The organism is Halobacillus faecis, assembly GCF_007991335.1.
Lineage (GTDB): Bacteria > Bacillota > Bacilli > Bacillales > Halobacillaceae > Halobacillus > Halobacillus faecis.
The window spans coordinates 123,069-147,227 of record NZ_BJYD01000012.1 but is presented as its reverse complement, the minus strand read 5'-3'; the positions used below and the strand labels follow the sequence as shown (position 1 = coordinate 147,227).

Annotated in this window: 19 protein-coding genes; 5 read left to right on the top strand and 14 right to left on the bottom strand. The window is 44.6% G+C overall.

Annotated elements, in window-relative coordinates; all coding sequences use genetic code 11:
* Window positions 1-229: 229 nt before the first annotated feature.
* Window positions 230-571: a protein YmzB gene (ymzB, locus tag HFA01_RS07200; RefSeq protein WP_167506189.1), complete on the top strand. Its 342-nt coding sequence runs from the start codon at window positions 230-232 to the stop codon at window positions 569-571.
* A 54-nt stretch (window positions 572-625) separates the two neighbouring features.
* Here ymzB and HFA01_RS07195 read toward each other — a convergent pair whose 3' ends face one another.
* The gene (locus tag HFA01_RS07195) at window positions 626-994 is read right to left on the bottom strand and encodes a hypothetical protein (RefSeq protein ID WP_089650642.1); all 369 of its coding nucleotides are present in this window, start codon (window positions 992-994) and stop codon (window positions 626-628) included.
* A gap of 197 nt (window positions 995-1,191) precedes the next feature.
* Here HFA01_RS07195 and HFA01_RS07190 point away from each other — a divergent pair, with 197 nt between their 5' ends.
* On the top strand, window positions 1,192-2,694 hold the full coding sequence (locus tag HFA01_RS07190) for an esterase/lipase family protein (RefSeq protein WP_146814681.1): 1,503 nt from the start codon (window positions 1,192-1,194) through the stop codon (window positions 2,692-2,694).
* Between the two features lie 89 nt (window positions 2,695-2,783).
* Here HFA01_RS07190 and HFA01_RS07185 read toward each other — a convergent pair whose 3' ends face one another.
* From HFA01_RS07185 to HFA01_RS07170, 4 genes are all read right to left on the bottom strand, one after another.
* On the bottom strand, window positions 2,784-4,235 hold the full coding sequence (locus HFA01_RS07185; RefSeq protein ID WP_146814679.1) for a sucrose-6-phosphate hydrolase: 1,452 nt from the start codon (window positions 4,233-4,235) through the stop codon (window positions 2,784-2,786).
* A gap of 3 nt (window positions 4,236-4,238) precedes the next feature.
* Window positions 4,239-5,195, bottom strand: a complete 957-nt coding sequence (locus HFA01_RS07180) for a carbohydrate kinase family protein (RefSeq protein ID WP_146814677.1) — start codon at window positions 5,193-5,195, stop codon at window positions 4,239-4,241.
* A 102-nt stretch (window positions 5,196-5,297) separates the two neighbouring features.
* Window positions 5,298-6,671, bottom strand: a complete 1,374-nt coding sequence (locus HFA01_RS07175; protein WP_146814675.1) for a sucrose-specific PTS transporter subunit IIBC — start codon at window positions 6,669-6,671, stop codon at window positions 5,298-5,300.
* A 205-nt stretch (window positions 6,672-6,876) separates the two neighbouring features.
* Complete coding sequence (locus HFA01_RS07170) at window positions 6,877-7,707, bottom strand: PRD domain-containing protein (protein ID WP_146814673.1); 831 nt, start codon at window positions 7,705-7,707, stop codon at window positions 6,877-6,879.
* Window positions 7,708-8,488: 781 nt separating this feature from the next.
* Here HFA01_RS07170 and ahpC point away from each other — a divergent pair.
* From ahpC to HFA01_RS07155, 3 genes are all read left to right on the top strand, one after another.
* On the top strand, window positions 8,489-9,052 hold the full coding sequence (gene ahpC / locus HFA01_RS07165; RefSeq protein ID WP_146814671.1) for an alkyl hydroperoxide reductase subunit C: 564 nt from the start codon (window positions 8,489-8,491) through the stop codon (window positions 9,050-9,052).
* 14 nt (window positions 9,053-9,066) lie between these two features.
* Window positions 9,067-10,602, top strand: coding sequence for an alkyl hydroperoxide reductase subunit F (gene ahpF, locus HFA01_RS07160; protein WP_146814669.1), 1,536 nt, complete (start codon window positions 9,067-9,069; stop codon window positions 10,600-10,602).
* Between the two features lie 395 nt (window positions 10,603-10,997).
* A complete protein-coding gene (locus HFA01_RS07155) occupies window positions 10,998-12,875 on the top strand; it encodes an LTA synthase family protein (protein WP_146814667.1) in 1,878 nt (625 codons plus the stop codon).
* A gap of 191 nt (window positions 12,876-13,066) precedes the next feature.
* On the opposite strand, the gene HFA01_RS07150 is transcribed toward HFA01_RS07155, so the two are convergent.
* The 9 genes from HFA01_RS07150 to HFA01_RS07110 all read right to left on the bottom strand — a co-directional run bounded on the left by HFA01_RS07150 (window position 13,067) and on the right by HFA01_RS07110 (window position 24,159).
* Window positions 13,067-15,064 (bottom strand): acyltransferase family protein, encoded by a 1,998-nt coding sequence (locus tag HFA01_RS07150; RefSeq protein ID WP_146814665.1) that lies wholly within the window; start codon window positions 15,062-15,064, stop codon window positions 13,067-13,069.
* Between the two features lie 186 nt (window positions 15,065-15,250).
* The gene (locus HFA01_RS07145; RefSeq protein ID WP_167506188.1) at window positions 15,251-17,089 is read right to left on the bottom strand and encodes a cell wall-binding repeat-containing protein; all 1,839 of its coding nucleotides are present in this window, start codon (window positions 17,087-17,089) and stop codon (window positions 15,251-15,253) included.
* Window positions 17,090-17,516: 427 nt separating this feature from the next.
* Window positions 17,517-18,503 carry an aldo/keto reductase gene (locus HFA01_RS07140; RefSeq protein WP_146814660.1) on the bottom strand — a complete coding sequence of 329 codons (987 nt, stop codon included), beginning with the start codon at window positions 18,501-18,503 and terminating at the stop codon, window positions 17,517-17,519.
* A 91-nt stretch (window positions 18,504-18,594) separates the two neighbouring features.
* The gene (locus HFA01_RS07135) at window positions 18,595-19,206 is read right to left on the bottom strand and encodes a TetR/AcrR family transcriptional regulator (protein WP_146814658.1); all 612 of its coding nucleotides are present in this window, start codon (window positions 19,204-19,206) and stop codon (window positions 18,595-18,597) included.
* Complete coding sequence (locus tag HFA01_RS07130; RefSeq protein WP_146814656.1) at window positions 19,160-20,422, bottom strand: MFS transporter; 1,263 nt, start codon at window positions 20,420-20,422, stop codon at window positions 19,160-19,162. The genes HFA01_RS07135 and HFA01_RS07130 overlap by 47 nt, the downstream gene beginning before the upstream one ends.
* 160 nt (window positions 20,423-20,582) lie before the next feature.
* On the bottom strand, window positions 20,583-20,987 hold the full coding sequence (locus HFA01_RS07125) for a VOC family protein (RefSeq protein ID WP_146814654.1): 405 nt from the start codon (window positions 20,985-20,987) through the stop codon (window positions 20,583-20,585).
* A 328-nt stretch (window positions 20,988-21,315) separates the two neighbouring features.
* Window positions 21,316-22,827 carry a malate:quinone oxidoreductase gene (locus HFA01_RS07120; protein ID WP_146814652.1) on the bottom strand — a complete coding sequence of 504 codons (1,512 nt, stop codon included), beginning with the start codon at window positions 22,825-22,827 and terminating at the stop codon, window positions 21,316-21,318.
* Between the two features lie 278 nt (window positions 22,828-23,105).
* Window positions 23,106-23,795, bottom strand: a complete 690-nt coding sequence (locus tag HFA01_RS07115) for an LrgB family protein (RefSeq protein ID WP_146814650.1) — start codon at window positions 23,793-23,795, stop codon at window positions 23,106-23,108.
* Complete coding sequence (locus HFA01_RS07110) at window positions 23,788-24,159, bottom strand: CidA/LrgA family protein (protein ID WP_146814647.1); 372 nt, start codon at window positions 24,157-24,159, stop codon at window positions 23,788-23,790. Before HFA01_RS07110 ends, HFA01_RS07115 begins: the two co-directional genes overlap by 8 nt.

Here is a 24,159-nt window from a genome sequence, read left to right as displayed (position 1 = left end):
GGATTGTCCGCCCCCTTCATTTAGATTATGTATGAATTCTTTTTCCATTGATTTATTCTCAATTCATTCGATCTATCTAATTTTTGATATTTATTTCTTCGTTTAATTGAAGATAATGGATCGATGGAACAAAGGGAATAACTCCTCCCCATCATTTTACCATGATATGGGAAGCATCACCTGCATGTTTACGACCCTTGTGGAAAAGATAAACGCAGGAGGGATTAGCATGAACGATTTAACGATTGAAGAATTCAACCAGCGCCTGCAACAGTGGCAGGGGGAAAACATTCGTATTCAGAAACACGAGCTACGCGATGAGGATACCATCACGATGAACCTTGATTCCATATCATATGAGACTCACACGCGCCGGCTCGACGATTACACACCGATGCACGCGCTTTACTTACATGGCCAAGGACAGACAGAAACGGATGCACAAAGCGCCCAGCCGCTTCCATCCGCCTACTATGAAATTCCTCTGGAAGATTCGACGCGATATCAGTACTTGAATGACCGCTTCACACTGGAAACCGCACGAGGAACCTACACCATCGAAAAAGAATAAAGCAAAAGGACGTCTATTCGTGGAGGCGTCCTTTTTTATGTCCTTATTTGCATTCTAGAACTTAAACCCAATCACAACTAAATCCACGGCATCTACGCCCGAACCATTTTCTGCTTCCGCTTTAATCCCCAGGCCCAGCCCCGGCACATTATAGGTACGGTTGAACCTTTCTCCTGGGTAAACCGTGATCTGATCGAGGGTTAAAAAACTCACCTGATTGACTTTCATAAGTAACTTGAACGTGACGGCTCCTTCTGAGACCACCCGATTTCCTCCGGCCACGCGAATGGTATAAAAAGGGCTGACATCGATGCCCGCCGGATATTCTTCCGTCAAATCGACCGTTTGTCCTTCCTCGATGACCTGCCCGCCTGGTTCTGTGACGAAAAGAAGACGATTACCTGAAGTGATTCTGTGGGACATCCTCATTCCTCCCCCATTTGCTCATAATTTATCCTATGTTAGCCACCTTGGAAGCGGAAGGCCTAAGAAACATATTTCAACAAAACTTCTCATTTTCCAAATGGAGGAAATGAGCATTGTGCAACGAATGGTATAGAAGGAGACACCTACATAGCCCATCTACACGACTCCAAAAACTTTTTTAAAGGAGACAGGAAATGCTTAATTTTAAGAAGTGGTTCGTCGTTTTTACTGCCTTTTTTCTCACCGTACCATCCGTCACTTTGGCAGGGTCCATCAAAGACGGTTCCTCAGGTAACCCAGGCGAATGGTATGTCGGAGAAACTCCCTCTACTATAACCGCTAACTCTCACCCCATTCTTTTTGTACACGGACTGAATAGCTCCTCAGACACGTGGTATAAGAACAATAATATGTACACGACCGCATACCAAAGCGGCTACGAAACAGCGTTCATCGACCTCAATGCTGGAAAAAGCATGTGGGAGAACGGAGCCCTTTTATCCGAAAAGGTGAAAGAGATCTACAACTACTTCGGTGAAAAAGTTGTTGTCGTTGCCCATAGTAAAGGCGGTGTGGATACCCAATCCGCCCTCGTCCATTACGGAGCTGACCCCTACATTGAACGCGTGATCACCTTGTCCTCACCTCATAGCGGGTCGCAACTGGCAGACCTCGCTTACAGCAGCTGGGCGGGATGGCTTGCCGGCATCATAGGAACTAAAAATGATGGCACCTACTCCCTTCAAACCGGGTACATGGATTATTACCGCTCCGTTACCGACAGCCACCCCAATGTGTACAATACTCCTTTTTACACACTGGGAGGAACCAAATGGGGCAGTTTTGGAAGCGCTCTCTATTGGGGAGGCCTTTATCTGAGCGCCTATGGAAGCAATGACGGCGCGGTGACTGTTACAAGCTCAAGACTTCCTTATGCAGATGAAATCAGTGTAGGAAGATGGAATCACACGACAATAAAAGAAGGATCCTCCACCTTTAATCTCTTTAAAGGTTATCTTAATGAAACGATGGCCTCTTCAGCTTCTGCCGCAAGCTTAGAAACAGCTGCTATTACGGAAGAAAAGGAGACCAATGCAGGTCATTACGTCACCGGAGGAGAATACGTGGGAACACATAAGGAAAAGGTAGCGGTTGAAAAAGGAGTGGAGGCCGTCACCTTCGACTGGATTAGTAACCAAAGAACAGCATCCTTGTCACTGACATCCCCTAGTAAAAAAACATATGCTGACTTCGACGTGAGCTCAGACAATACTGAATTCTTCAACGGGGCCTATCACCACACCCTAACTATTGAAAAGCCGGAAAAAGGTGAATGGACCCTTGAAACAACAGCCGGTCAAAAGGAACGCTATCTTCTGAGCGCGAGTTTTGAGAGCCCCGTGGATGCCATGCTCAGTAGTGAAGTAGAAGGAAAGGAAATGAAGGTGAAAAGAAACAAAAAGCTGAATATCAATACTACCGAGATGACAATCGAGTACTATGACAAAAACGGGAAGTTGAAAGAGAAGAAAATGAAGGCGAAAAAGAATGGAAACGACTTTAAGATTCCAAGCCTCGGTGAAGGTATTTACAACATGACCATTGACGTAAAGGGAACCTACGAAGGTACCCCTCTTGAACGGACCATCATCCACTCCGTGTACGTTGATGATAAAGGAAAACTGTACTCCCCATAAACAAAAAGCCGGTCCCTGTTTGAAGGGACCGGCTTTCTTATAAGTTATATGGATAATTTTGGCGTACCAGGTCATACAGATAATGGAAATCAGAACACTTTCCTCAAATCCCACTTTTTCAGGGTGAGGGTTGTTTTGTCTGATGCAGTAAATTGGATGCTCTCGTTGTTTGGTGCTGGGTAGAAGCGGGCGGTAAAGACGTGCGCGCCACCGTTCACAAACACTTCTACAGATGATGTATCGATAAAGATGTGTAAATCATTCAAAGAAGCGACTTCGGTCTGGCGCTTCTCAACAACACCATCGACATAGCTTTCGCGTTCCATCGTAAAAATTCTTTGCTCACTTGAATAAACAAGACGTGCAGATCCGCCGATCTCCAGCGCAAACCAGCCTTCATAAATATTGATATCTTCCAGCTTAAGCTCTACCGCCTTGCCATTCACACCTTCCACTTCATGTGTCTCATGATCAAGCTCCAGGCGGCGTTCCACCACGCTATCCTCACGCAATTCCTCAAGCTCCGACACAGGTGTTTGATAGACCCGTCCATCCACGAGCTTCATCTCACGCGGAAGGGTCATATTGTGCAGCCAATGATGATTCACGGTCGGATGATTCTGTTCATCCTGATCCGGCACGCTCATCCAACCGAACAGAATCCGACGGCCGTGCTCATCCTCTGTGGTCTGGGGGGCATAAAAGTCAAAGCCGTGATCCAGCTCATAAAAGGCGCGATGTTCGTAACGTCCATTCTGAGAATCAAACGCACCGACAACATAGCCCGCCTGATAGACATTCTGGTATTTCATTCCTTCAGAATCAAGCCCCTGCGGTGAAAATACAAGGACATCTTCGCCTCCAAGATTGAACAAATCCGGGCATTCGAACATATAACCGAAATCACCGAGGGGACCTTCCCCTCCGCCGGCAAGAACTCCCACATGAGTCCACTCATGTAAATCCTCACTTTGAAGCAGCGCGACTGCTCCTTTCAAGTCTTCCGTTTGAGCCCCGACAACCATAAAGTAAGAACCATCCTGCTTCCATACTTTCGGATCACGGAAATGGGCAGTGTATCCTTCCGGCAGGTGTACGACCGGTCCTTTTTTATCAAAATGAATCCCATCTTCGGACACAGCAAGACATTGATATGACTCGCGATTGCCTTTCTCATCCTTCACGTTCCCTGTATAAAAAGCGTACAGTTCACCGTTATGCTCAATGGCAGATCCTGAATAGCAGCCGTTCTTCTCAAACCATTCAGAGGGCGTAAGGGCAATGTCTTCATGCGTCCAATTGACGAGATCCTCGGAAGAATAATGGCCCCAAAACTTCGCCCCATGCCCTGTTTTAAACGGCATCCACTGATAAAACAAATGATAGGTACCGTTCCACTGAATCCAGCCGTTTGGATCATTCAACAAACCGACGGGCGGCATGATGTGATAATGCAGACGATAAGGATCGGCTTCCACAAGATCCTGATGCTTTTCCACTTCTTCAAACGCGGCACGGCGCAACTCCTGATCTTTACTCATCGGTTACTCGCCTAACCCTTCAAGATGCTTAATCACTTCGTCCCGTGTCGGTAAGGCGGTCATCGCACCTTTCGTCGATGCCGCAAGCGCTCCGGATACACTTGCGAATTTCGCCATTTTCACCGCTTCCGGAAGCGTGATGGCACGGATATCCCCTTCGTACTCATTCAAGGAGAACAACATGCCCGAAACAAAAGCATCACCAGCTCCAGTAGTATCGATCGCTTTCACTTTCATGGCAGGCACATGCTGAATACCATCAGACGTACACACATAATTACCTTCTCCGCCCATTGTAATCAGTGTCAAAGGAATGTCATAAGCCGCTAGCTTCTCAAGCCCGCGCTCTATATCCGCTTCGCCTGTGATGAACTCCAATTCTTCCTCTGATATTTTCAAAAGGTCTGCTTCAGAAAGCATCGACTGAATCGTTTCCCTTGCCTGTTCCTCTGAATCCCAAAGCGGGAGACGTAAATTCGGGTCATACGAAATGATCATCCCTTTTTCCTTCGCCAAAGCGACCGCATGGCGCGTCGCCTCTTTGACGGTCTCACCAATCATTGAGATGGAACCGAAGTGAAGGACTTTATGATTTTCGAAATCTGACGGGGCGATCTCCCCTGCTTCAAGGAACTGGTCGGCACTCGGGTTGATGTAAAAGTCAAAGCTCCGTTCTCCGTCCTCAGCATTGGTTACAAAAACTACGCCAGTCCTGACATCCGGCGTCAAGAACATGCTGTGTGTCTGCACTCCGTAATCGGTGAGCGTATTTTTCATAAAGCGGCCGAGCACGTCATCGCCTACTTTCCCTAAAAATGTAGACGTTGCTCCAAGTCTGGCGACGCCGACGGAAACGTTCGCCGGCGCCCCGCCTGGACTTTTTTGATAGTTCGTATTGTCTTGATCCAACGGGATAAAATCAATCAACGCTTCCCCAAGCGAAATGACACCTTTTTTCATCGTTCATCCTCCTCTAAAATTCATGACTACCTTTATTATCTTCCATTCACCTATACAAAACAAATCCCTACCAGCCGGAAGACTAGTAAGGATTCGTCACTATTATTTGGTATCTTCGTTCCAACCAAGCAGCAATGTAGCAATGATGGAACCACCGATCGCGATTAGGCAACCAATACCGTAGTTGATCGGATCCTGTGCAATTGCGAACATCGGTAAACCAGTCAGACCGATTCCGTTCGCCATTACTTTTGTGAACACGACGTACGCGCCACCCAGTGCACCACCGATCGCCGCTCCGATGAACGGACGACGGTATTTCAAGTTCACACCGAAAATCGCAGGTTCCGTAATTCCAAGGAATGCAGAAATTCCTGCTGGAAGAGCGATTTCTTTCGTTTTTTTGTTTTTCGTCTTGAAGAAGACTGCAATCGTCGCTCCTCCTTGAGCAACGTTCGCCATCGCCCAAATAGGAAGCAAGTAGTTACCACCGACGTTCAATAGTTCCGCTTCAATAGCGTGGAAGCTGTGATGGACACCTGTCAGTACAATGGTTGAGTACAATCCACCGAAAATCAGCCCGGCAATCGGACCAGCCGTGTCATACACAACGCCAAGTACGGAGGTCAAGCCATTACCAAGTGTACGACCAAGTGGACCGACGACAAGCAAGGCAACAAAACCTGTGAAAATAACCGTCAAGAACGGTGTAAGCAATAGATCAATAGCATTCGGAACAATCTTACGGAAGCCTTGTTCCATTTTTGCCATCACATAAACCGTCAATAGAACAGGGATAACGGTTCCCTGATAACCAAGCATTTCAACCCCAAAGCCTAGAAAGTCGAGGGTTTCCGGCTTAGCATCAGAAAGTCCCCACGGGTTCAAAAGGTTTGGGTGGGTCATAATTCCACCGATAACAGCACCTAAATACGTGTTTCCTCCAAATTCCTTCGCAGCACTAAAACCGATTAAGATCGGCAGAATAATGAACGAGGCAGAGGAGAACATATCCAGCATGACGAAGATTCCACTTTCAGGATCCACCCAGTTGTATGTGTTCATCAGCCCGAGAAGACCCATTAGCATACCTGCAGCAACGATCGCCGGGATGATTGGAACGAATATGTTCGATAACGTCCTGGCAAAGCGTGCCAATGGGTTCATTTTGCTTTTCGCCGCATCCTTGTGAGAGACGGATTTGTCATTTTCCTCTTCTTCCAGTGAAGCTCCCACCATTGGACCAAAGTGGGTGAATACTTTGTTGACCGTTCCTGTACCGAAGATGATTTGGAACTGACCAGAGCTTGAGAACGCTCCTTTGACTCCATCGAGTTCTTCAATGGCTGCTTTATCAATTTGACTCTCATCATCAATGACGAGACGTAAACGTGTAGCACAGTGAGTGGCACTGACAACATTATCCTTGCCGCCTAGCAAAGAAACCAATTGTTCAGCTACTTCTTTATGATTCATGATGTTTCCTCCTTGTTATTTTTCGGAAAATAAAAAAGACCTAAAACGCGCACAGTCTGGATAGGTCATTCGCATACACGAGTCACCTAGCCAACTCTACACATTTTAGGTCTTGCCTGCTTTACCAGTAACAATCCTGCATTATTCAACTTTGAACAATTCCATTCTAAACACTGAAAACGCTATCGTCAATCCCTTTATAAAATTAATTCACATTTAACAGACGCTGAATATGCAAAGCAATGTAGGCGATTTCAGAATCTGGAAAATCAATGCCGTACTCTTCCTTTAAATACCCAGCTACCTTATCTGAGGTCTCATAAGCTTCCTTATATTTCGTCCGAATCAACGCCAACATATCTTCATCAATCGGTTCGAAGTTGCTGCCCTCTGCTACACGATTCAATGCAAAGCGAAGATGAGTGATCAAGCGTTGGTAGTTGATACTCGTATCTTCAATGGTAAGCCCTGCAATCGCTTCAACCTGCTCAACAAAATCACGCAAAATAGTCGCCGTCTGCAGCGATTCACTCATCGACGGTGTGTCCATTTTCGCAGTATGAACGTGAAGAGCAATATGAGCGACCTCATCCATGGGGACCTCAACTCCAAGCTCACGTTTGATTTCTCCTTTCGCCCACATCCCGACTTCAAATTCCTTCTTATAAAGAAACTTTATTTCATTGGTCAACTTGTTTTGGATCGGAAACCCTTGCTCCAAACGCTCCAAAGCAAACGATAAGTGATCAGTGAGTGCGATGTGAATATGGTCGTTCAACGGTGCTTCTAAATAACCTTCCGCATGACTGATGATTCGTTCGGCCACTTCAATATGCTTTTCAGGTAAAGTGGATAATAGCTGTTGGAATTTTTCTGAGGACTGATCGCGTAACAGGAAAATTTTCTCGATTTTATGTTTCGGCACAATGTCGTTCCGCTTTTTTTGAAAAGCGATGCCCTTCCCCATGACGATCTTCTCCTGTGGACCATCATAAACAACGACCGCATTGTTGTTCAGGATTTTGAAAATGCGCATAGTAAGCTCCTCCGCTCGAATGGTTACTCCTTCAATATTACCACGAAGAGAGTCTTCTATGACAATGGAATCGGTCGGAATCGCATGAAGGTATGTCTGTTAGTAAAAATTTCTAAGTGATGCTCTCCCCTCTTACTTAAAGGGTAAAGAGAAACAACACAGAAATTGGAGGAAGACCAAAAAAAGGGGGCGTACTAATTGAGTCAAGGAATTGGGCTGATCATTACATGTATAATAGGGTTTTTGTTGTGGCGTTACAGAAAATCAATTTTTCCACCGTCCAAAAATATCGGGGTAACCGCTTTAATTATTGTTTCCATTCCAATAACAGTAGGAGGGGTGCTTATTGGGTGGATCACTCTGACAAAGATGGACGTACCTGGTTGGCTGAGTTTAATAGCCGTAGTCATGTTGACTCTTGGTGCACTATACATCATAAGCGAATGCCTAAGAAAGAGAATGTAGATGAGAAAACACCTGACGAACAACAAAACCTCACGCGACCCTTATGAAATAATTTCCTCCATATGATTCTATAATAAACGAAAATCGGGAAGGCTAATTACTAAACCCTTTCCTTTTTTCTTGTTACACTAGAAAACGTGAGAATTTTTGTATAATCATTCTCATTCAGTTAGCTGAGAATCAATTTTCGACAAATTTTTTTCTTTGTTGACAAATACTCGATTTTATATAATAATAGCTACTGAATTAGAATAATTATAAAAAGCTGCAACAACCCAGCAGCTAACCAAACATACTTTACAGGAGGAATTCTACTATGGCTCTAATCGGTAAAGAAGTACAACCATTCCAGGCGAAAGCATTCAAAAACGGTGATTTCGTTGACGTTTCAGAACAAAACTTTAAAGGACAATGGAGCGTTGTTTGCTTCTACCCAGCAGACTTCTCTTTCGTTTGCCCTACAGAACTTGAAGACCTACAAAACAACTATGACGCACTAAAAGAACTAGGTGCTGAAGTATATTCTGTTTCCACAGATACTCACTTCGTGCACAAAGGCTGGCACGATGCTTCTGAAAAAATCAACAAAATCACTTATTCCATGATCGGTGACCCTTCTCAGCAGATTTCCCGTCAATTCGACGTACTGAACGAAGAAGATGGACTTGCTGAGCGCGGTACATTCATCATCGATCCAGACGGTGTCATCCAAACAGTAGAAATCAACGCTGGCGGAATCGGCCGCGATGCAAGCAGCCTTATCGGTAAAATCAAAGCTGCTCAATACGTACGCAACAACCCTGGTGAAGTTTGCCCAGCAAAATGGGAAGAAGGCGAAGAAACACTAACACCAAGCCTTGACCTAGTCGGCAAAATTTAAGGAGTGGAATATACATGGTTCTCGATGCACAAATAAAAGCACAATTAGAAGAGTATCTAAAGCTTTTAGAAGGTGACATCGAACTGAAAGTCAGCGCGGGAGACGATAAGGTCTCCCGTGACATGCTGGCTCTCACGGATGAGCTTGCATCCATGTCACCGAAAATCACAGCACAAAACACAGAATTGAAACGCACACCAAGCTTCAGCGTGAACCGCCCTCAAGAAGAAACAGGCGTTACGTTTGCCGGTGTTCCGCTTGGTCATGAATTCACGTCCTTGGTTCTTGCTTTGCTGCAAGTGAGCGGTAGAGCTCCGAAAATCGATGATACGATGATCGACCAAATCAAAAACATCTCCGGAGAGTTTCATTTCGAAACGTTTGTCAGCTTGAGCTGCCACAACTGCCCGGATGTTGTTCAGGCCCTGAATATCATGAGCGTGCTGAACCCGAACATTACGCACACGATGATTGATGGTGCAGCTTTTAAAGAGGAAGCGGAAGAGAAAAACATCATGGCTGTTCCTTCTGTACATCTTAATGGAGAATTCTTCAGTGGTGGACGCACGACGCTTGAAGAAATTGTGGCAAAAATCAGTGAAGGCCCATCTCCAGAAGAGTTCACGAACCGTGAGCCTTATGACGTTCTCGTGATCGGTGGTGGACCTGCAGGCGCAAGTGCAGCCATTTACTCTGCACGTAAAGGCATCCGTACCGGTATCGTCGCAGAACGATTCGGTGGACAAGTCCTTGATACGATGACGATTGAAAACTTCATCAGTGTGAAGAGCACAGAAGGACCGAAGTTCGCAGCAAGCCTTGAAGAACACGTCAAAGATTATGAGATCGATATCATGAATCTTCAACGTGCGAAAAGCTTGCAGAAAAACGATGACGATCTGTTTGAACTTGAACTCGAAAACGGCGGTGTTCTGAAAAGTAAAACCGTCATCATCTCCACAGGGGCTCGCTGGCGCCAGCTCGGCGTTCCTGGTGAGGACGAGTACAAGAACAAGGGTGTCGCCTACTGTCCACACTGTGACGGACCGTTGTTTGAAGGAAAAGACGTAGCTGTCATCGGTGGCGGAAACTCTGGTGTCGAAGCGGCGATCGACCTTGCCGGTATCGTTCAAAACGTAACCGTGCTTGAATTCGCAGACACATTGAAAGCAGACGAAGTTCTTCAAGAACGCTTGAATAGCCTTCCGAACGCGGAAGTGAAAACCAATGCCCAAACCAAAGAGATCACCGGCGATGATCATGTGAACGGAATCACTTATATCGATCGTGAATCTGGTGAGGAGCAGCACATCGATCTTGAAGGTGTCTTCGTCCAAATTGGCCTTGTACCAAACACCGAATGGATGGATGAATCTGTTGAAATGAACCGTATCGGTGAAATCATCACAGACAAGCGCGGCGCTACAAACGTGCCAGGGTTGTTTGCTGCTGGTGATGTAACTGACAGCCCGCACAACCAGATCATCATTTCTATGGGTGATGGTGCGAATGCGGCACTTGGTGCGTTTGATTACTTGATTCGTAACTAATATAAATCGAAGAGGTATAGGATTCCCTATACCTCTTTTTTATGGCTTAATTTTCACTCCACTTTTTTAATTGAGAAAAAATTTTCGTGAAATTCGTGGAATAAAGTGGCTGATCAATCCTTAAACCAACATCACAGCTCACTTAGGTCCATAGAACTCTCGTGTACATCCCCTGAAATCAATCGTCAATCCTTCCCTATAGAAAAAACCACTTCATCCTACACCGTCATTTCATTCTTTTTGTACTCAACCCCATTTAGTTCAACTTTCCTCCATTACTTTTGATTTAGACAACTATAATAACGTTTTGATTTGCATCCTTCTGCGCAATAAACTTTACAAAATATTTACATAAACTTAACATTTAGATAAACTAGTGTTGAGGTGTGTCTACTATGAAAGAATCATTAAAGAGATTATTAAAGAGTTACTTTTTCTTTTTTGCTGTTGTCCTTACGTTAAAATTTATTCTTCTAAGGTATTGGCTCCTGTACGATTTCAACCCGTTTGCAAGCTTCTGGTTTGAAATGAGCCTTGTCCTTATCGTGATCTCTATGTTCGAATTAATTTTCAAACGTGGAAAACTTGTTTTATATCTTTTTCTGGATTTACTGTTATCCTCATTATTTGTAGGAATGCTTATTTATGAAAGGTATTTCGGCACAATCCCTACATATTATGACCTATCTCAATTGAATCAGGTCGGCAGTGTGAACGAAAGCATGTGGATTCTCTTTGAGAAAACAGATCTTGTTTTCTTTGTAGATTTTCCCATACTTGTTTTGCTATGGATCTTCACTAGAAAGTGGTCTTACCCTTCGATCAAGACCTCAAAACTTGCTATGACAGGTGTACTTGTGGGGAGTTTAATTGTAACGATTGTCAATTTCCAAATGAACAAAGACGAAGCTGTTTTGGACAATGCCTTATTCGCTAAAGAAAATGGATTTTTCCAAACACAATTTGTGCAATATTACCATGAAAATTCTAAAAGTGAGACGACTCTAGCCTTTACCGGTGAAGAACAAAATGTAACACTCAAACGTATCCAGGAGCTTAAAGGCAATGATTATGTACAGATGAGTGAACACGAGAATTTTGGTATTGCAAAAGACCGTAATCTTATTGTGATTCAAATCGAATCTCTTCAGGATTTCGTCATTGGAAAATCCATCAATGGACAAGAAATCACCCCGACTATTAATCAGTGGCTTGGTGATAGTCTATACTTTCCCGATGTCTATCAACAAATTGGTTCAGGGAATACATCAGATGCAGAATTTCTAATGAACACGTCTCTGTATCCACTTGGAAACCAAGCAACTACGGAGCAGGTTGGCGGCATGCAGCTTCCTTCTCTACCACATATGCTAGGGGACGAAGGATACCACTCTGTAACCATGCATGCCGATGATGTAACCTACTGGAATAGGGACGAGTTGTACCCTGCCCTTGGATTTGATGACTATTATGCAAAAGAATTCTATGGAGAGAAAGATACCATTGGCTTTGGGCCATCGGATGGTTTGTTTTACGAAAGGTCTATGGATGCTCTAAAAGAGATCTCTTCCAATCATGAGAATTTCTACGCTCATGTTCTGAGTTTAACGAGCCATACTCCTTTTGAAATGCCAGAAGAAAAGAAAGGCCTCCGTTTGCCTGAAGCTTATGAAGGAACATTGACAGGGAATTACATGCAATCGGTACATTATGCAGATCAAGTCCTTGGTGATTTTTTTGAAGACCTCAAGGAGGCAGGACTATGGGATAATTCTGTGATTGCTCTTTATGGAGACCATTCTGGCCTACATGGGAAATTACTGAAAAGTGAAGATCAAGACCTTCTAAAAGACTTCCTTGGTGAACGATATTCGTTGTTAAACCGCTTCAACATTCCGTTCATTGTGAGTGTACCAGGGGAAAAAGAGGTGACAGGAGTCGTAGACCACATTGGTGGACAAATTGATATGATGCCGACACTCCTTAACCTGTTGGGAGTTGAGCCGGATACCATTTACTTCGGGCATAATCTTTGGCATTATTCCGAAAACCTTTTGGGGATGCGATATTACGTACCTACAAGCTCGTTTTTTAATAAGGAAACGTTTTTCATCGCTAAGAACAGTCGCTTTGATGAGCGCATTCTTGATTTAACTTCCAATGAAAGAATTGAGAATGACTTTGAGAACCCTTCATCTCACTTTGAAGATGAACGTAAAGATATTCTAAAACTCCTTCAATGGTCTGACGCCTACTTTGAAAGTTTGAAATAATTGAATCCCCCTTCTCATATAGAGAAGGGGGTTATTTTAATTGGAAACGAACCAATTACTTCTGTTTGTAGTGCAAAACAAGATCCCTTGAAAATGAAGCCGTGCTGCTGAGCTCACCCACACCGACCAAAAAGCGACTGGACTCTTATATACAAAAAGACGGGTGGAAATCCACCCGTCCTGTTTACTATTCATGATTTTTGGTCCACTTTTTCTAATACCTTTTGCAAGTGCTCCTCGACAGCTGGAGCGAGAGTTTTTGAATATAACGTACTCAGGTGATGCTGATCACGATAGACAATCACATTGCCTATGACTGGTTTACATAGATCATCATCACAAAAGTATTCGGATAAATCAGCAAATGTCACATGATCCGGGATTCCATCCGTGTTCTCCCACGGCACCTCTTCTGACAGTGCCTCATTTCTTGGGACGGCACAATCTTCAATATCCTCTTTTTCATCCACACAAAGGGGGGTGTCTTCCTCCATTCGCGGATTGTCACGGACGGCGAGGATTTCGGTTATGCCCTCGAGTTTCTCCCACTGTTTGATGTAACCTTCAGGAACATTAGGTTCACTATTCACTGTTGAAGTGGTAAATACAACATCAGGAGGGTTGTCCAATAAGTCATTTAAGACTTCTTCATTCCACTCCATACACGTTTCATTTAATAATCCATCAAAATCATCCGCAGAAAAGCGGCACGCATCCTTGTTATAAACATTGATTTGCAAATTCAAGTCATTAGATATTTCATTTAACGCCGGGAACCAGTGACCGGAATGTGAACCTCCCACAAGGGCAATCGTATAATCTGGATTTTCAGTTTCTCCACGTGAGCAAGTTTTCATGCCTCGTTCGCTTGTATAAGTGAAGCAGTCGCGCGTGTCGTAAAAGGCTGGTAATTCTTCCTGCACTTGTATGGTTGATGGGAATGGCTCCTTTCCGGCAGCTGGTTGAACGTTATCAGAGATCGCACGAGCTCCCGGATAATCCTCTATCTCATACGATTTACTTTGAACTTGACTGCTGTAGACATCCCAACTTAAATTGACAGCAAGGACCGGAATCATACATATCATCAAAGCCGTCCCGATCTGCTTCTTGGACGTTTTTACACTCAAGCTACGAACAGGGGTTTCAATGAAATGAACAGAAAGGTAAGCGAGCACACAGGTGATTAAAATAATGCTAAGTCCCGCTAGCGCCGAAATTTTATCAGTGTCAAAGTAGGTATAATAAAAAATAAGCAAAGGCCAGTGCCATAAATAAAACCCATAGGATATGCTACCGAATTTAAGCAGCAGCTTCGATCCAAGGAATCGATCCACCCCAAAGCCGCCGCTGTTCTCGGCCGAAATAATCACCAGAATAACCCCGGTCGTTGGCAAGAGGGCTACATAACCAGGAAAAACACTCGAGACTGGTAGTACCATCCCAGTGAACACGATAATCGCAAGTCCCAGCCAGCCCATCACCATAGAGACCGTCTTTTTAAAAGAAAGATAAGGAATTAAAAGGGCCAACATTCCGCCAAGGCTGAATTCCCAAACTCTAGCAAAAGTATCAAAGTATGCCCACGGCTGATTAACGGCTGTTTTGTAAATGGAATACGTAAATGACAGCATAAACATCACAACGAGTACCCCGAGTAACGTTTTTCTAACAGGGGTCTTCAAAAGCTTCTTTGCTATGTAATAGGCAAGCATAATTACAAGTGGCCATGTGATATAAAACTGCCCTTGAATGGACAATGCCCAAAAGTGTTGAAAAGGGCTGGCCTGATTATTTTGTGCTAAGTAATCCACAGAGCTGAATGCCAGCTGCCAATTTTGAAAATAGAGAGCTGACGAAAAACCTTCCGCAATAATCTGTTTCCACTGGGCTTCAGGCATAATCCAAATGGACGCAACCAGTATGAATAAAATAACCGTAAACGCTACAGGAAAGAGTCTTCTTCCAAGTCCTAATAAATATTCTCCAATATGGATCCGTCCTTCTTTCACCATCTTCGACAGCAATGAAGTCGTAATTAAGTACCCGGAAACGATGAAAAAGACATCCACTCCGCCTGATACTGACCCTAACCAAATATGGTAAATGGCCACCAACAGTGCTGCAATAGCCCTTACTCCTTCGATTTCTGGCCGAAATCTTTTTTCAGGTGCTCGTAAATCGTTCAATTGTACACACTCCTTCTATGGGACCTGCCCCTGCGTTCTTTATGTACCTTGAACAATCTTAACATGGATTTACTAGATTCGTGCTTTTCTGACTAGTTTTTTAGAATGAATTTACATTTTTATTGCCTAGTGATCCGTTTCTTTTCAACAAAAAAAGAACCGGAGTCGGCCCCCGGTTCTTTGTCATTATTTCACAATGTTTTGAGCTAATTGAGCCAATGGATCAGCAACATCGACAACATCAGATCCTCCGAGAAGAATATAGTTGTGAATTGTTCTCTCACGAATCGTCTGCTCCATTGCGGCAGGTAAACTTTCTTCTCTCACTAACAGAAGTGGTGCGTTTTTCTTCGCAGCTAGCACCGAGCCAGTTAAAGCATCGGCATAATTGTATCCTGTTGCAACAAGCGCCTGTTGATCACCAAGGTCAAAGGTATCGATGATGTCAGCCGCCGTTTCAAACCGTGTAGGGCCTGAAATTCGGTCCACTTTGCCGTTGAATTCTTTAAGGACAGCATTACTCACCACATCATCCCCACCAATCACATATACGTGGGATTGGTCCTTAAGGGCCGCTTTCGTTGCGGCAGGAGCAGCTTGAGGACGGGTCAATAGAATAGGAAGACCTTGACGGGCCGCATAAGGAGCAACCGCCAGTGCATCCGGATAATTCAGACCTGTCGTCAACACGACCTCGCCTTGATCAGACCCGAGCTTATCTGCAATCATTTGAGCCGTTTCATAGCGATCTTTTCCGCCAATCCGCATCACTGTATCCAAATTCATCGCTGTTAGTTCATCTTCTACAGTCTTGCTTACAGCTGCTTCGCTGCCAAGAATAATCACACGATCGGCATGAAGTCTCTCAATCTCTTCTTTTGTTGAAGCATCCAATGAACCCGTTCGTGTCAAAAGGATAGGTGCATCATACTTATAGGCTAAAGGAGCACCGGCTAGCGCATCTGGAAAATCGAAGGCCTTGGCCAACACGACTGTATCGGCACCATTCTGCCAGCCCTTCTCAGAAATATCGATAGCTGTTTCAATTCGTGTTTTACCTTCCAAACGTGAAGTAACCGGTTCAATTGCACCCGAAGCAACGAAACCTTCTCGTCCGTCTTCGAGCTTCACATGATAGCGAACCCAGTGACGTCCTGGGGATTGATCAGAAGTATCATAGAAAGTAGTCGCATCTTTAATTTCTACGATTTCCCGTTGATCTAGCCTTTCTCCGCCTTCCCCATTCTTTGTATCTCTCAGCATTGTTCCTTCAATTGTCAGACCTTTATCTTCAACTTTAAACATCTGTCTTGACTCTGTTAGAGGAGCTGGGACCTGGTAGTGCATTTGGTTGAAGTTTAAATCGGAATCATCGTCATTCGGGTCGTATGTAAAGTCGTTTTTTTCTAAAGGAAGGGACTCCAATTCCAATTCATTATTATATTCCTTAATAAAGGCAAACACTTTCTCCTGATAAGCGGACTCATTTACTTCTCCGTCCTTACGCTTAATCGGACTGTTCACTTCTTTCACTCCATTATAGGAAAGCACCGCAAAGTACCAGTGTTCAATCGTATCTTTGGAGTTATCATTGACCGTTGGAATCACACCACGGACACCAAGGCCCCACTTATCATTCAGAATATCGAGCCCAACGTTAATGTTGTATTGAATATCGTTTTTCAATTTTTCTTCATCATACCCGCCATCGGTTACCTGCATGATGCCAATACCACCATCATCTTGGAGGTTCGGTTCCGTTTGATCTTCATCTACCCATTGCTTCCAAGTAGATTCCGCAAATGCAACAGCTTTAGCTACTTCCGGCGGGATGCCCCGTTCTAAAGCGCTCTCTGTTAACATCTCATTAATATCACTGCATGTTACCTCTGCATCACTTTCCGCACATGGATAATTATCATTGGCTGATAGTGTTACAGAGTCTCCAACCGTAGCAAACGCCTGGTATGGAAATAAACTAAACACGAGTGTTAGTGTCAGTAAAAATCCGGTTATTTTCTTCATCATACCCCTCCTGAGCTTATATACACATCTATTATACTATCACTTCTACATAAAAATGGAAGGTTAACCCAGACATTTATACTATGAAAATACAAAAAATTACTATGAATCAAAAGTTCAGAATGCTCTTACATAATCATCCGAGCCAAGGATATAGAATAGGCTAACAAGTGTGTAGAGCAAGGATTTAGGCTCCGTCCATTGTATATAGTGGAATAAAATAACAAAAAACACCCTTCCCCTAAGAGTCAGGAAAAAGGTGCTTGGATATAAGTGGTCATATTGAATCTTCATCTATCTTTAAATGGAGCTTTCTCGTTTATATTCTCTCCCTAAAGGCATGCCGTCACAATTCATGAGAGAAACTTGTAGTTAACGACAAAATCAAAATAGAAGGAGGCTGCTCTCCCCTTCGTTTACTTCTCGGTTAAATTGGCAGAGGCGCGTGCCCTGCCACAAATCCTCTTTCCACAAGTTCATCCCAAAAAGCTTTCGGAATGTCCCGTTGAATCATTTGCAAATCTTCCTTAATCCGGTCCGGACGCGTTGAACCTGGAATGACCGATTTCACAGCTGGATGAGCTGTTGAAAATTGGAGTGCAGCTGCTTTTAACGGGACATTGTACTTGTCACCAATCTCTTTCAATTGATTCACTCTACCAATGACATCCGCTCCTGCTTTTTCATAGTTGTAATGGTCTCCACCCAACAAGACACCGGAGTTATAAGGGCTGCCGACAACGATGTCTACATCCTTCTCTTCTGCCATTGTCATCATACGCTGCAGCGCGCGGTCGTGTTGCAGAAGCGTATATTGCGTTGCGGATAAGCAGACATCCGGCTTTGTCTCCTCAAGCTCCATCGCAAGTTCAATCGGTTCTGTCGTGTTGACACCAAGGCCCCATGAGCGGATGACTCCTTCTTCACGAAGACGGGACAACACACGGAAAGCTCCGGTTCTGGCTTCTTCAAATTTAGCGACCCATTCATCGCCGTGGAAGTCAGGAGAAACGTCGTGTACGAAGACCATATCTAAACGGTCCGTTTTCAGTCGTTCGAGACTTTGCTCAATCGACCTTTCCGTTGCATCTTCTGTATAATCGGTAATCACTTTATTCTTACGGCCATGTTCAAAAAGCCCTTCGTTTTCTTCCGTCTCCTCCGTCATATAACGACCTACTTTTGTGCTTAACACATAGTCATCGCGGTTGTATTTCGATAACACGTCACCAACACGCATTTCAGCTAAACCTGCACCATAAAAAGGGGCGGTGTCAAAATAACGGACACCCTGATCCCACGCAGTCTGAATCGTTTCACGGGCTTCTTCTTCAGGGACATCCCTGAACATGTTTCCTAAAGGTGCTGTGCCGAGTCCAACTTTATGTTTCAATGCATTCTCCAGTGATCTCATGTGCATTTCCTCCTTTGATCGAATCATAATAGTTGTATATCCAACTATTATATCTACCAAACATGATCATAAGTACAAAAAATCCCCCTCATCAGGAGGAGGATACATCCAATGCCATTTTTAAGTAATCTACAAACAAAGCTGACTGCTCCTTCAGCTTCACTTTCTCATCCGGTAATATCGCATGATCGAGCGCAAGACCGTCGATGAAAGTGATGATCGACCGGGCTACAAGTTCGCTGTCGTAGCGGTCACTGAACTCACCGGATTTCTGACCCCTTTTAATAAGGTCATCATAAATTCGCAGCCCCATCTCATACCGTTTTTCCCCATACGCACGTCTTCGTTCATCATTTCGTCCCGTAATGAAAAATTCCAGCTTACTTGGTGCGAGTGGATCCATCTCTGTATCAGGACTTCCGTCTTCGCCGAACAAAAGCTGCATGAGTAAACTCCAGTAAGATTCTACTTTTTCCAGTGAATCTTCTGTCTCTTCCGTGAGTCCTTCTTCAAGCAAAGCTTCAAATAGGTCTTCCTTATTTGAGAAATATTGATAAAGCCCACCACGGCTGACATCAGCCGCCTCCATGACATGCTTCATCGTCGTATGCTCGTAACCATGCTCGATGAAAACCTGCCTCGCGGCTTCCAGGATATCAGCTCGTCGTTGCTTCAGGTGTTCCTTGCTCACTCGTGGTGACATGCCCCTTTCCTCCTTCCACTTTTCGCTTCGTAATAAATCCGATGACGGATACCAAAACAAGGAGACTAGCCGTAATCGTAAACGTCGGAATGACACCGATCATTGTTGCTATCCAGCCTCCGACTAGAGGACCAATGATTGTCGCTGTCGTCATGACACTGTTGATGACTCCAAATACACGCCCGGTCATATGGACAGGCGTGTTCACCTGGACGGTCGCCTGGAACGGAACAAAAATCAGACTTGCCGAGAAACCCGCGGTGAATCCGAGACCCGGTCCCCAAAGGATCGAATAGTTGAGGTCATAAAAGGTAAGCATCCCCATAATCCCAAAACTCGCTCCAATTCCACAGACCCCAAGAAGCATGAGGGGGTAGGCTTTATAATCCGTTTTCTTCGCTAACAAAAAGCCTGCTAAGAACATCCCAAGACCAGAACCTGTCACAAGATAACCGAACAAATCGGGAGACACGTGCGTCAGTTCACGAATCAGGACAATAAGCTGGGAATCAGCTGATTGGAGAATCAGCAAGCTGAGACCAACGAGAATCAAACCCGTCATCATAAATCGGTTCGATTTCAGAAAAGAGAAGCCGAGCATGAACTCTTTCTTGAACGATCCATCCTCTTTTTCTTCTTCGGTCGTTTCAAGAGGGAGCGCATTTGGAACAAACAAAAGGATGACCGCAGAGACAAGAAACGTTGCCGAGTCGATGATAAAAACTTGCTGGGCACCGACTACTGTGACAAGCAACCCACTAATGAGCGGGCCGAGAATTTTCGTTGACGAGTCAATCATTGAGGTGATTGACATGGCCCCTTTCATATCTTCCTCCGGCACGACTTCCTTCAACTTCCCGTTTTTCGCAGGGATGAAGACAGCGGAGAAGATTCCCACTGTAAGCAGTGTTGCATAAACCATCCAAAGCGATGTGGCGATCGTCAAGATAAGGATCAAAACCGCCCTTACGATATCAGAGACAATCATGAGCGTTTTACGGCTAAAGCGGTCAGCGACCATGCCGGCAACCGGTCCGAACAAAGCCATCGGCACGGCCAAACACAAAAAGATAAACGACACTTCAAGCGGTGATGCATCCCATTTCAATCCGACAAGGGAGATAATCGCGACGATACTGAGCCAATCGCCGATGCTTGAGATGGCTTGTGCGGTCATCAAGGTTATATACCCCTTGTTCTTCCATAAACGTTCCATTGGTTGAACCCCTCTCAGTTAAACGACACCGATGTCGTTTTGTTAGTTTCATTATATCGACACCGGTGTCGTTTTGAAATTGTTTTTTTAAAAAGAGTGAAATTGCACATAAAAAAGCATGAAGGCAAGAACATCGCCTCCATGCTTGATCAGGTCTGGTTCAAATTCCTTTCGTATTCATCAAAACGACTCTCCAACCATCAGGATCTTCTATCGTCACACCCTTTTCTTCCCAATAAAGATTCTCAGCTTCCACTTCCTTATATCCCATCTGACGAAGCCTTACTGTTACCTCCATCACCTCGCTCTGCTTTTCTATATAAAAAACGAGCAAATTATCTTTAGTCGGCGCAGGGCAAGGGCTGCCGGCTTCATGTCTAGTAAACTCGAGATGGTAGGGAAGACCGGGCAATCCATAAACTACTCCCTCATACCCCCTGTGACCTGCGAAGTCTGTCAGTCTCTCTAAACCAAGTCCGGACTCATAAAAATCAATCACCTTTTCGAATTGATCGGTCGGTCTTGCTATTCTTATTTGTGATGTTTGAAATCTTGGAAACTTCATTCATCTTCTCCTCCTAATTGTAGAGAGCACACTTATTAAAGGAACCGACAATAATTGAAAGGCCCCTTTAAAAACAATCGTAACTGATTCAGAAGAAAAGCCCATTAGCGGAAAGAATGAACTCCTTGTACAACTTTGGACTGAATAAGAAAAAAGAGGACGTTACCTTCTTGTTAGGGGACGTTAAAGCATCGTTAGAGGACATTGAATGGGAGTTACAGGACATTGGAACGCATTTAGAGGACATTGATCACGAGGTACGGGACATTAACCATAAGACAAAAAAAGTGCCCTTCCACCTGTGTGGAAAAGGCACTTTTCACTACGCTCAAATATTCACAGGACTCTCTTCCTGCTCCTCCGTCAACCCCAGCGTCTCTTCTGTTGTCGCATGAATTTCACGGATCAATTCTGGATTTTCAACTAGTTCTTTCCCATACGAAGGAATCATCTCTTTAATCTTCGGTTCCCATTCTTTTACCTGCTCTGGGAAACATCTTCCCATCAGCTCAAGCATGACTGAAACGGCTGTCGATGCTCCTGGAGAGGCACCAAGTAAAGCGGCGATGGATCCGTCTGCGGAACTGACGACTTCCGTTCCGAATTGAAGGGTTCCTTTCCCACCGCCTTCCGTATCCTTGATGACCTGCACACGTTGCCCTGCAGTGACGAGATCCCAGTCCTCTGCTTTGGCCGTAGGGATGAATTCACGCAATTCTTCCAGTCGTTTTTCTTTGGATTGGATGACCTGCTCAATCAGGTACTTCGTCAAGGAAGCGTTCTTCACTCCTGCCGCTACCATTGTAGCCAAGTTATCCTTTTGGACGGAGGTAATTAAATCAAGCAGCGATCCGGTTTTTAAAAATTTAGGTGAGAAGCCGGCGAACGGTCCGAAAAGCAAACTCTCTTTGCCGTCAATGAAACGAGTGTCCAGGTGGGGCACAGACATCGGTGGTGCACCGACTTTGGCTTTTCCATACACTTTCGCACGGTGTTCAGAAATGACCTCCGGATTGTTGCACACCATAAACAAACCACTGACAGGGAATCCACCAATCTGTTTGGATTCGGGAATGCCTGTTTTCTGAAGCAAGTGCAAGCTTCCGCCACCGCCCCCGATGAAAACAAAGTTGGACTTATGAAATTCCATCTTATTGTTTTGGAGATCGCGAACTTTCACTTCCCACGATCCGTCTTCTGCACGCTTGATATCTTCAACGCTGTGTTTATAGTTGATCTCAAGGTTTTCTTTTTCCAAGTGATCGAACATCTTCCGCGTCAATGACCCGAAGTTTACGTCGGTCCCCGCATCAATCTTCGTTGCGGCGATTGGTTCTGTGATTGTCCGGTTCTTCATAATAAGCGGAATCCACTCTTCCAGTTTGTCTGGATCATCCGAAAACTCCATGTCTTTAAACAACGGGTTCGTAACCATTGTTTTAAAGCGCTTTCTCAAGAAATCAACATTGTTTTCCCCCTGCACAAAACTCATATGCGGCAAAGGCATGATAAAGTCATTCGGGTTACTGATCCGGTTGTTTTTTACGAGATAAGACCAAAATTGCTTCGAGACTTGAAACTGTTCATTCACTTTAATGGCTTTTGACATATCGATTGTACCATCAGGCTTTTCGTTCGTGTAGTTCAGCTCACAAAGGGCTGCATGGCCTGTACCTGCATTGTTCCATACATTCGAACTTTCTTCCCCTGCACTTCCAAGCCTTTCAAACACGCGAATGTTCCAGTCCGGCACCAATTCTTTAAGCAAAGATCCTAATGTCGCACTCATGATCCCTGCACCAATTAAAATCACATCTGTCTTCGAGTATTTTTTGCTCATTTCCCTTTCATTCTCCCTATTATCAGATATTTTTATCTATGTTCAGTGTATCACTATTATCGAAAAATTAAAATATTTGGAAGCCCTTACGTTAGCGTTTCGCAGGGAAACTTTCCTGAGGGAAAGAAAACAACGCACCATCAGCCTATTCAAATAAGGGGAGTGGTGTTCAGCACAGTGATTTTTTTTTCTCACTACTTCTCTTCTTGAGGTCAGATTTTCACCTGAACGAAATAATAAAAAAGTGTCTGCGCTCTTAAGAGAAGCAGACACTTTTTTCACATGAACAATAACGTTAATCCAGGAGCCAGCACAGATACAATAACGGCACTCAACACCATCGCAATCGTACTGACAGAACCTTCAAGTGGATCCCGCTCCATTGATGTCGCTGTTCCGATTGCATGGGAGGCACTCCCCATCCCGACCCCTTTTCCAAGCGGATGGGTCAAACGGGAAAAGCGCATGACCACAGGGTGAATCAGCACCCCGCCTATTCCTGCAATCATGACAAAAACAGCCGCGAGCGGCATGACGCCACCGCTTGATTCCGCAATCGACATTGCGACAGGTGTTGTCACCGATTTCGGAACGATCGAGTGAATGATCAACTCACTGAAGCCCGCCCACTTGCTGAGCAGAAGGCCAGAAGTCACCCCGATAAACGCTCCAACTGAAGTTCCTACTAAAATTGGCAGAAGCATCTTTTTCAAAAGGTCACGGTACTGGTAAAGCGGGAAAGCAAGCGCAACGACTGCAGGCCCAAGCAAATGATCGATCCACCTGCCGCCAAGCATATACGTATCATAGGAAAGACCGAACACCAGTAAAAGAATGATGATAGTTACGGTCGACAGAATGATCGGGGCCGTATAGATGCGGCGAAATCTGCGGTAAACGAACAATGCTCCCTGATAGATAAGAATTGTCAGGAGGATCATAACCGAAGCCAGAAGAAGACTATTCATGAGCAGCCTCCCTCCTTCTTGCCATCCATTGGGCAACTACCCCTGAAATCCCCATCACCAAGGCTGTACTCAATAGGCCGATGAAAACTAACAAAACCCCTTTTCCTTCAAAAACATACGCATAGCTCATAACCCCAACAGTTGCCGGTATGAAAAAGAACGGGAGGTGTTTGATCATGAACCCTACCCCCTGTTTAAACCATTTTTCGGGGAGGAGTTTGAGAGAAAGGAACGCAAACAAGATAACCAGGCCGATGACGCTGCCTGGGATGAATAGGTTGAATGTATTCTGTATGAGTGTTCCGAGCAGGTAGATGATATATAACCCTGCAATTTGCACAATGATAGTGACTGCTTTTGACAC